The following is a 9,004-nucleotide window of genomic DNA, read 5'->3' on the forward strand; positions in this document are numbered from 1 at the left end:
GGCGGCGCGGGCAACCGCCTTCTTCCACTCACGGCTGAACGTTCGAAACCGGCGGTTCCGTTCGGCGGCCGGTATCGCATCGTGGATTTCGTGCTGAGCAATCTGGTCAACTCCGAAATCCATTCGATTTACCTGCTCGTCCAATACAAGTCCCAATCCTTGATCGAGCATGTGCGCAGGGCTTGGTCGATATCTCATTTGATTGCGGGACATTTCGTCACCGTCGTGCCTCCCCAGATGCGGGACGGACCGGACTGGTTCCAAAGCACCGCCGATGCGGTCCACCAGAATCTGGGGCTGATCGAACATCATCGCCCCGACGTGGTGGCCGTGTTCGGGTCCGATCACGTCTATCGCATGGACATCAATCAAATGGTCCGCTTTCATCTCGATCAACACGCGGATGTCACCGTCGCCGCTCTGCCCATGCCGCTGGAGCAATGCTCGGCCTTCGGCATCATCCGTCCCGATCATGCCGGGCGGGTGGCGGAGTTCGAGGAAAAACCGGCCAGTCCGAGGCCGATGCCCGGCAATCCCCGGAGAGCGCTCGCGTCCATGGGCAATTACATCTTCAGCACCGAGGTATTGATCGACACGCTCAAAGCCATTCGGCCGTGCAGCGAACAGGATTTCGGGCGGGACGTCCTGCCGCGGCTGATCCACACGCATAAGGTGTGCGTTTACGATTTCGCCTTGAACCAGGTCCCCGGAATCAAACCGTACGAAGAGCAGCCTTACTGGCGCGATGTCGGCACGATCGACGCTTATTTCGCGGCCCATATGGATATGCTGGGCGAGGAGCCGCGCTTTGAAATTTTCAATCCGAGCTGGCCGATCTATTCCGACAATTATCTCGGACCGGACACCCGCATCATCGACGGCGAAGTCCGGAACAGCATTCTCGGCGCGGGCACCATTATCCGGGGCGCCAGGATCAACCGTTCGGTGATTCGGCGCGAAGTGATCGTCGAGCCGGACGCGGATATCGACGAGTGCATCATCATGGATTACACCGTCATCGGCCGGGGCTCGAAACTTCGCCGGACCATCGTCGATCGCTACAACATCATTCCGCCCGGTTCCGTCATCGGCGACGGACGATATCTCGACAAGAACCAAAGTCCGGCATCCCCGCCCCGGATCACCATCGTACCGAAAGGCAAGCGCGGACCGGCTTCGGTCTATTGACCGACCGGCCGGAACGCTCCGGCTTTCCGGCGCGAACAACCCGCACCGGATACTGGCCGTGGGGCGATTGCAAGCCTTACGTCCCGACCTCAAGATGACGGCCCAAGCAGCGAGATCCGCCGCTCGCCGGCGCCGCCCCGAACGGCAAGGGGATGAACCGCCGGGTATTCCGGCAAGCGCGGCAGGCGGATCGCAAACTCGCTACCCTTACCCAGTCCCTCGCTGAAAGCCCATACGTCGCCGCCGTGCATCGCCACCAGGCGTTTCACCAGGCAGAGGCCGATCCCAAGGCCTCCTTCGGCCCGGTCGAGGGTGTGATCCACCTGATAGAACAGGTCGAACAGGCTGGCTGCCTGCGCGGGATCGATGCCGCGGCCGGTGTCGCGGACCCGAATCGTGACATCGCATTCGGACGGCTCGACGGTCAGAGTGATCTGCCCCCCTTCGTCCGTGTACTTGGCGGCATTGTTGAGCAGATTCGACACCGACTGCGCCAGACGGACCAGGTCGCCCTCGACGCTGACCGGTTCCGGCGGAAGATGCACGGCGAATCGATGCCGGCGGGCCTCGATCAGCGGCCGACTGGTCTCCACCGCCCGCTGCACGATATCGGCCAGGGCAAGCGGTTCTTTCTTGAGTTCGATCTTCCCGCGGCTGATCCGGGAGACATCCAGGAGATCGTCCACCAGCCGGGTCAAGTGCTCGACCTGGCGATCGATCACGTCTCGCGCCCATGGCAGCTTGGCATCCGCCGCCCCCAGCCTGCGCATGATTTGAACGGCGTTGCGGATCGGCGCCAGGGGATTTCGGAGTTCATGGGCGAGCATGGCCAGGAATTCGTCCTTGCGCCGGTCGGTTTCGCGTAACGCATCTTCGGCCTGTTTGCGCTCGGTGATGTCGACCACGTGCGCCACGAATCCTCGGACCCGCCCTGCCGCATCGAGATCCGGGGAGTACGTGGCGTGAATCCAGCGCTTTCCGCCTTCGGCGTAGGACACCGGAATTTCGAAAGCGACCCGTTCTCCCGTCAGAGCCCTCTCGACATAAGGAGCGAGGGACTGCCACGCGGCTTCGCCGTGGACATCCCAGATACGACGCCCATACATCTCTTTGCAGCCGTAACCGAACCATTGCTCATAGGCCTTGTTGACGCGGCGGTATCGGCCGTCGGCATCGATATAGGACATCAGGGCCGGGGCATTGTCCATGGTTACGTGCAAGAGGTCGCGTGCCTCCTCCGCTTCCCGTCGTGCCGCCTCCAGTTCGGCCGTGCGCTCGGCGACGCGCTGTTCCAGCGACGCATTGGCTTCCCTCAGGGCCTGCTTGGCCCGATTGATCTCGGTGACATCGATGCCGACCTCCATGATCATCGGAGAACCATCCGTGTCGGTAAACGGAAAATCGTGAATCTGGTAGTCGTAACCGTCCGGGCCGGTCCACTCCCAATCCAGAGGCGCGTCCGTCTTCAGGACCTTGAAAGTCTCACAGACCTCGCAAGGCTCGGCGCGGTTGAACAGGTAGTCGTGGCAGCGCCGCCCGAATGCCTTGCCGTAGCGCTGTTCGAAGAAGCGATTGGCGAACACGATCCGGTAGTCTCGCGACAGCAATACCACGGAAACCGGAAGCGCCTGCAGCACGTCATGCAGCCGCTCGCGTTCCGCCTGCACGGCCGCGACGGCCCGGCCCAGTTCCGCGGTGCGGAGCGCCACCTGCCGGCGCAGTTGTCTGGTCCAAAGGCCCAGGAGCGCGAGCAGGACGGCGATCGCTCCCGCGCCCCAGGCGACGTGTTTGACCGGAAACGTCGGGGTTTCGTAGATGCCCAGCCATTTCCTGTAAAGCCGATCGTACTCCCCGTTCGCCTTGACGATGGCCAGACCCTGGTCGAGACGGTCGCGCAGTTCGGTATGGCCCTTGCGCACGGCAAAGCAGAACTCCCGCCGGTAATCCCTGAGCAGCGGACCGGCTTCGATGACTCCGGCGAGCCCGCTCGTCTGCACCAGCATGTCTCCCTGCAGCCTCGGCGCCAGCACCGCGTCGTGCTGCCCCGATGCCAACAGACGAAAGCCGTCGGCCAGATTGTCGACGATCACCAGTTGATGGGTGAAGCCGCGGCTGACGAGGGCCTGGTGAGCGGCATCCGAGCGCAAGACGATGATGCTCAGGCCGCGGGCCTGGCCGACGGCATGAATGTGCGGACGATCCTTGCGGACAAAGAAACTGTCGTATCCGATGGTATGCGGCCGGGTGAATTCCACTTGCCCTTCACGTTCGTCGATGCGTGCGGCCAGGGGCAGAGCATCTAGTTCGCCCGCCTTTAAGGCTTGCCAGATGGTGTCCCATCGGCCCGGACGGAAAGTGACGGGAATATCCACCGCCGCAGCCGCCGCGGCGAACAGCTCGACGGCGAAGCCGGTCGGTCGGCCCTCGGCATCGACATCGGCATAGGGCGGAAAGCCGATCTCCGATCCGACAACGAGAGGACGATCCGGCTCGGCCCGGACCAAGCAGGGCACGATCAAGCACAGGAAGAGCGTTAGTCGCACGCTCCACGGTACGAGCCACCGCCGAAACCACGCCGCCGAGTTCAGTCCGAAACCGGCTTTCGGATGCACCCGAACGGTGGGTCGGCAAGTCTGTCCCAGGTCTTTTCGAACGGCCACGGCGATGTCCATGTTCATTCCCTGGAAACCGCAAACAGCGCGGCGCTGTGTCTCCCAAACCGCACTGTCAGACGCATAGCGTGATTACCCCGGCCGCGCTGCTCAACTATCGCAGAGAACATGTTTGTTGTAATTCAAACAGCATTGCCCCATAGAGCGATTGTCATGCTCTAAGTTCAAAGCCCGTTTGCGATTCGTTCCGTCCCGCATACAGACGCCAGCGTCGTGCCTGAAAACCAGCGAAACGATAGAGCTTCCCTAAGAGCGCTGGTGTCCATACTGCCTGGAAGATGTGTCTACCGCAAGGTACGGGCACTCTACGCAAATTCTCGGGTCCGATGCGAATGGTCCGATGCAAAACCTGTCTAAAGGTTTTACATCTTTTTCTCCGACCGAACTTCGTGTGTCGGCTGCGAGGCCGTGCCGGATAGGCGTTTCTATCGGGGATCGTCTCGCCATAGCGGCAGCGTGGACTTGGAGGCCGCATGAACAGCGGCTGTCTCTCACATCGACAGGGATGGATAATCATGACAAACGATTACGGAAAAAGGATGCGCCTGATGGCGGTACTCAATGGCGCGGTCATGGCCTTGGCCTTACAGTCGCCCGCGGTTTCCGCCAGGACTCTCGGTATGGTGGCGGATAACACCGAATCCACGGTCACGGTATTCGATGCGGACACCGATAGCGTGCTGGGAACGGTGCCCATACCTCCGGGCACCATCGGCGATGTGCTCATCACGCCGGATCAGAAATGGGGTTTTGTGACCAACTTCAATAATGAAGTTTCCGTCATCGACTTGACCGCATCTCCTCCCCGCCTTGCCGAGGGCACCAATCCGATTCGCATCTCCAATTTTGGCGAGGATCTGTCGATCAGCCCCGACGGCAAATATTTGGTGGCGTCCGATGGCAACGCCGTTCAACCGATTTCGGTCATCGATATCGCCGCCCAGCGCGAAATCCAAACCTTATCGGTGGACTCCGACACCAATTCGGTGGATGTCTGCCGCGACGGTTCGGTGCTGGCGACCTCTACCAGCGGGACGGTGCGCCGGCTGACGATCGATGGCGACGGCGCCTTAACGGATACCGGCGAGGTCTTGTCTCTCAATGACGAACCCAACAACGTCTTTTGCGCCCCGGACGGTCGCTCGGGTCTCGTCGTCACCACTTTGTCCGGCGATATAACCTCGTTTACGGTGCCGGGGTTGAAGCGAGTCAATACAAGCGCCCTATCCGGGAACTTCGGAATTTCGGGCTTCGTCGATCCGGCCGGGGACCGGGTTTTTGCCAGAAGCAGCTACGACGGTTTCGTGGATGTTTTCTCTTATAAGGCCGCGACAGCGGAATTGGGCGCCAGGCCGCAGTTGTCGATTCCAATTTCGGTGACGTTCGGATTCTACGGGATGGATCAAATGGCACTGCATCCGAACAGGACCAAGCTGTACGTCCCGGAATACTTCGCCAACGCCCTGAACGTGTACGACGCCGACACCGGCGCCTTGCTGACTTCCATTACCGATCCGAATATCGTGGAGCCGACAGGGGTAGCCGTCGCTACGCCGACCGACGGCGGCAACGATCACGATAATGATGAAGGCGACGACGACGGCGCTACGGACGGACAGCGGCGACGATAGGGTCGATGGAGCGGCACCTTTGATCGCGAACGGTGATCGCTGTGCAAACGGCCGGGAAGATTCCGTCCTAAACAGCAATCGGCGATATCGCGGGATCGTTTTAGAAATCGCCCCGCATACCGGCAATGGCGGAACGATACGCTGACCAGGAAATAAAAAGTGCCGCTTCGGCCGCTTCAGGCCGAAGCGGCGCTGATTTCGTCCAGCGCATTCAACAAACAATCGATCTCGTCGAAGGTGTTGTAGGCCAAAAGCCCGATTCGCAGCAGGCCGCCCGTCGATTCGACGCCCAATTTTTCGGTAAGGCCGAGCGCATAGAAATTGCCGTGCCAGGTGAAGATGCCGCGATCGCCCAATCGTTCGGCGACCGCATAGGGCGTGTGGCCGGCTAGGGTTATGGCAACGGTCGGCGTTCGCCAGTCGAAGCGAGCAGGGTCAGTTATGCCATAAAGCTTCAGGCCGGTTATTTGCAACAGGTCCTGAATCAAGCGTTCGCTCAGGCGACGTTCGTATTGCCGGCTTGCTTCCATCGCCACGATCAAGGCGTCGCGGCGGTTTTCTGGGGAAGACGAAACACGCCGGCCGAGTTCCGCCAAATAATCGATCGTCGCAATCAGCCCGGCCAAGCCTTCGTGATTCAGGGTTCCGGTTTCCCAGCACGAAGGGACTTCATCCGGAGCCGGTTGCACTTTGTAAGGCCGAAAGCGGGCGAGATGCTCGCGTTTGCCGAACAGGATGCCGACATGCGGACCGAAAAATTTGTAGGCGGAACAAGCGAGAAAATCGCAATCGAGAGCGCGTACGTCGATCGGGCCGTGCGGTGCGTAGTGAACCGCATCGACGAAAACCAGCGCGCCGACCGCATGGGCCAGACGTACCGCTTTAGCAACGTCGTTGACGGTGCCGACCGCGTTGGAAGCATATCCGATCGCGACCACGCGGGTCCGCTCGCTGAGCTGCCGCTCCAGATCGCTCATGTCGAGTGTACAGTCTTCCAAATGGATATCGACGACACGAACCACCGCGCCGACTTCTTCCAACGCGTACCAGGGGGAAACATTCGCGTAGTGGTCTAGCCGCGTCACGACGATTTCGTCGCCGGGCTTCAAGCTGCGCCCTATGGCTCGGCTGAAAGCGAAGGCGAGCGTGGTCATATTGGCGCCGAAGATCACTTCATCGGCACTGCAACCCAAAAAATCCGCGACTGCGGAGCGAGCCGAGGCGATCAGCTCATCGGTCCGCCGGCTGGTGACGAAAGCGCCATGCGCATTGGCGTTGGATGTTGCCAGATAGCGGCTCATGGCATCCATCACCGATTGAGGCACTTGGGTTCCGCCGGGTCCATCGAAGAAAACGGGGCGCTGGCTGCCGGTGCCTTGAGCGAGTGCCGGGAACTGGGAACGTATCCATTCGAGATCAATAGACGCCATGGCGGACTCCTCTGTGATACGGTCGGCCTGTCCATCGGAGCGCCAACCGGTTTTTCGTCGGTCTTAGCATTGGACCGCGGACAGGTTAACACAAAGGATGCCGGCGAAGGATGAGACGCTCGTTTCGGTCGAATCCGGGGCGGTGGTTTCGATTTGGTTTGAAATCAGCCTGTGACCAGTTTTTCAAAGTCCGTCGTTCTCCCCGGTCGGATCTGCGCTCGGCTTGCCCAGTCGCCCGGTTGATGGAACACTTAGGCGATATTCGAACCATGGACACACCTGCCCAACATGACATCCGTTATTCCTCGAGAAGAATCGCTTCGTTCGCGGCTGGAGCATGAGCCGCAAACACTACAATTCGGAACCAGCGGGCGCCGTGGCCTGCTGATTCACCTCAGCCAACTGGAAATCTTCATCAACGCCCTCGCCGAGCTCGAATACCTGCAGTCGTTGCCGCTTGCCGAGGGCGGCATCGTGCGCGGCGAGGATTTCTTTTTCGCCTACGATCTGCGCCCCAGTTCCAGCCGCTTCATCGACGGGGAACCTCGGCGCGGAGAAATTGCCCAGGCCGTCGAGCGCGCCATCCGCACCGCCGGCATGAGGCCGGTGAATCTCGGCCGCATTCCGACGCCGGCACTGACCTACTATGCCGTGTCACGCGGCAAGGGCAGCATCATGGTGACGGGCAGCCACATCCCTTTCGACCGCAACGGTTACAAGACCAACACGTCGCGCGGGGAACTGCTGAAACAGCATGAGCAGCCCATCAACGAAAAGGTGCGGGAGGTGCGGGAAAAGCTATACGGCCAGTCTTTTGCCGATTCCCTGTTCGATGAGCACGGGCAGTTCAAGGCTGGCCACCTCGAACTCTCCGCCGAAAGCGGCGAGGCCGCCACCGCCTACATCAAGCGCTACGCGGATTTCTTCGGTGCCGAGTCGCTGAAAGGGCTACGCCTCCTGGTGTACCAGCATTCGGCCGTGGGACGGGATCTCGTGGTCGAAATCCTGCGCGAACTCGGCGCCGAGGTCGTCGTCGCCGGGCGCAGCGAAACCTTCGTCCCGATCGATACCGAAAACATCAATGCGGAACAGCTCACGGTTATTCAGACGCTGTTCGACGAGACCGTGGCGAAACACGGCCGGATCGATGCCGTAGTCTCCACCGATGGCGACAGCGATCGTCCGCTGATTCTCGGCGTTGATCCCGAAACCTCCGCCGTGCGCTTTTTCGGGGGCGATCTGGTGGGGATGATTACGGCGGAATATTTGGGGGCAGATGCCGCGGTCGTACCGATCAGCTGCAACGATGGCATAGACCGAGGCGCGCTCAAGGACATCACCGAACCCAAGACGCGCATCGGTTCGCCGTTCGTCATTGCCGGCATGGAAGCCGCGCGTGCGCGCGGCAAAAAAGCAGTCTGCGGCTGGGAAGCCAATGGCGGATTTCTGACCGGCTCGGATATCCTCAGGAACGGCAAGACCCTCAAGGCGCTGCCCACGCGCGACGCTGTCCTGCCCATTCTCGCCGTGCTTTGTGCCGGCCGGGAACAGGGACTCGGTCTAACCGAGCTGTTCGCTTCATTACCCAAACGCTACAGCCGCGCCGCACTGCTCAAGCAGTTTCCGAGATCGGTCGGCCTCGAGATCGTCAAACGTTTCTCGCCTTCCGAGCCAGCAATCGGCGAGGTTCGGTTCTCGCCCGACGGTACCTCGGTGCTGAGTACAGACGGCCGGAAACTCGAAACCGCGGATGTGGAAATTCCTAAACTCGATGCGATTCGGCGGGAACTCACCGGTTTCTTCACGGCAGATCTCGGTTTCGGCGCCATTACGACCCTGAATTTCATCGACGGGGTACGCATACGATTCCGCAACGGGGACGTGGCCCATCTGCGGCCTTCGGGCAATGCCGACGAACTGCGAATCTACGCGGTCGCGGACACTCAGGCGCGTGCCGATGCCATCGCCCGCATGGCGGTGGCCGAACCCGACGGGATCCTGCGCCACTTGGAGCGGTTGGTACGTTAAAGCGGCTTCCGGACGGGACAGAGTCGACCACGGGTGTCGCGGTTCGGGCAAGCTA

General features: G+C 60.9%; 5 protein-coding genes. 3 read left to right on the plus strand and 2 right to left on the minus strand.

Translation table 11 applies throughout. From position 1 onward, the window contains the following. Window positions 1-1,188: glucose-1-phosphate adenylyltransferase (locus ABJK70_RS16025; RefSeq protein WP_347258460.1), on the plus strand; the 1,188-nt coding region annotated here is incomplete at its 5' end. Between the two features lie 89 nt (window positions 1,189-1,277). Here the strand turns inward: ABJK70_RS16025 and ABJK70_RS16030 are convergent. Continuing rightward, window positions 1,278-3,866, minus strand: a complete 2,589-nt coding sequence (locus tag ABJK70_RS16030; protein ID WP_347258461.1) for a transporter substrate-binding domain-containing protein — start codon at window positions 3,864-3,866, stop codon at window positions 1,278-1,280. Window positions 3,867-4,375: 509 nt separating this feature from the next. Here ABJK70_RS16030 and ABJK70_RS16035 point away from each other — a divergent pair. Beyond that, entirely contained in the window at window positions 4,376-5,491 is a 1,116-nt protein-coding gene (locus tag ABJK70_RS16035; protein WP_347258462.1) for a hypothetical protein, read from the plus strand. Window positions 5,492-5,667: 176 nt separating this feature from the next. On the opposite strand, the gene ABJK70_RS16040 is transcribed toward ABJK70_RS16035, so the two are convergent. Then, entirely contained in the window at window positions 5,668-6,921 is a 1,254-nt protein-coding gene (locus ABJK70_RS16040; protein WP_347258463.1) for a cysteine desulfurase-like protein, read from the minus strand. Window positions 6,922-7,209: 288 nt separating this feature from the next. On the opposite strand from ABJK70_RS16040, the gene ABJK70_RS16045 reads away from it, so the two are divergent. Continuing rightward, window positions 7,210-8,949 (plus strand): hypothetical protein, encoded by a 1,740-nt coding sequence (locus ABJK70_RS16045; protein WP_347258464.1) that lies wholly within the window; start codon window positions 7,210-7,212, stop codon window positions 8,947-8,949. Window positions 8,950-9,004 lie beyond the last annotated feature (55 nt).

Origin of the sequence: Methylocaldum sp. (assembly GCF_039794385.1) — a bacterium.
Taxonomy (GTDB): Bacteria; Pseudomonadota; Gammaproteobacteria; order Methylococcales; family Methylococcaceae; genus Methylocaldum.

Excerpts from the sequence above, each read along its gene's own strand:
- ABJK70_RS16030 (WP_347258461.1), bottom strand. The coding sequence starts at position 3,866 with ATGAACATGGACATCGCCGTGGCCGTTCGAAAAGACCTGGGACAGACT.
- ABJK70_RS16035 (WP_347258462.1), top strand. The coding sequence starts at position 4,376 with ATGACAAACGATTACGGAAAAAGGATGCGCCTGATGGCGGTACTCAAT.
- ABJK70_RS16040 (WP_347258463.1), bottom strand. The coding sequence starts at position 6,921 with ATGGCGTCTATTGATCTCGAATGGATACGTTCCCAGTTCCCGGCACTC.
- ABJK70_RS16045 (WP_347258464.1), top strand. The coding sequence starts at position 7,210 with ATGACATCCGTTATTCCTCGAGAAGAATCGCTTCGTTCGCGGCTGGAG.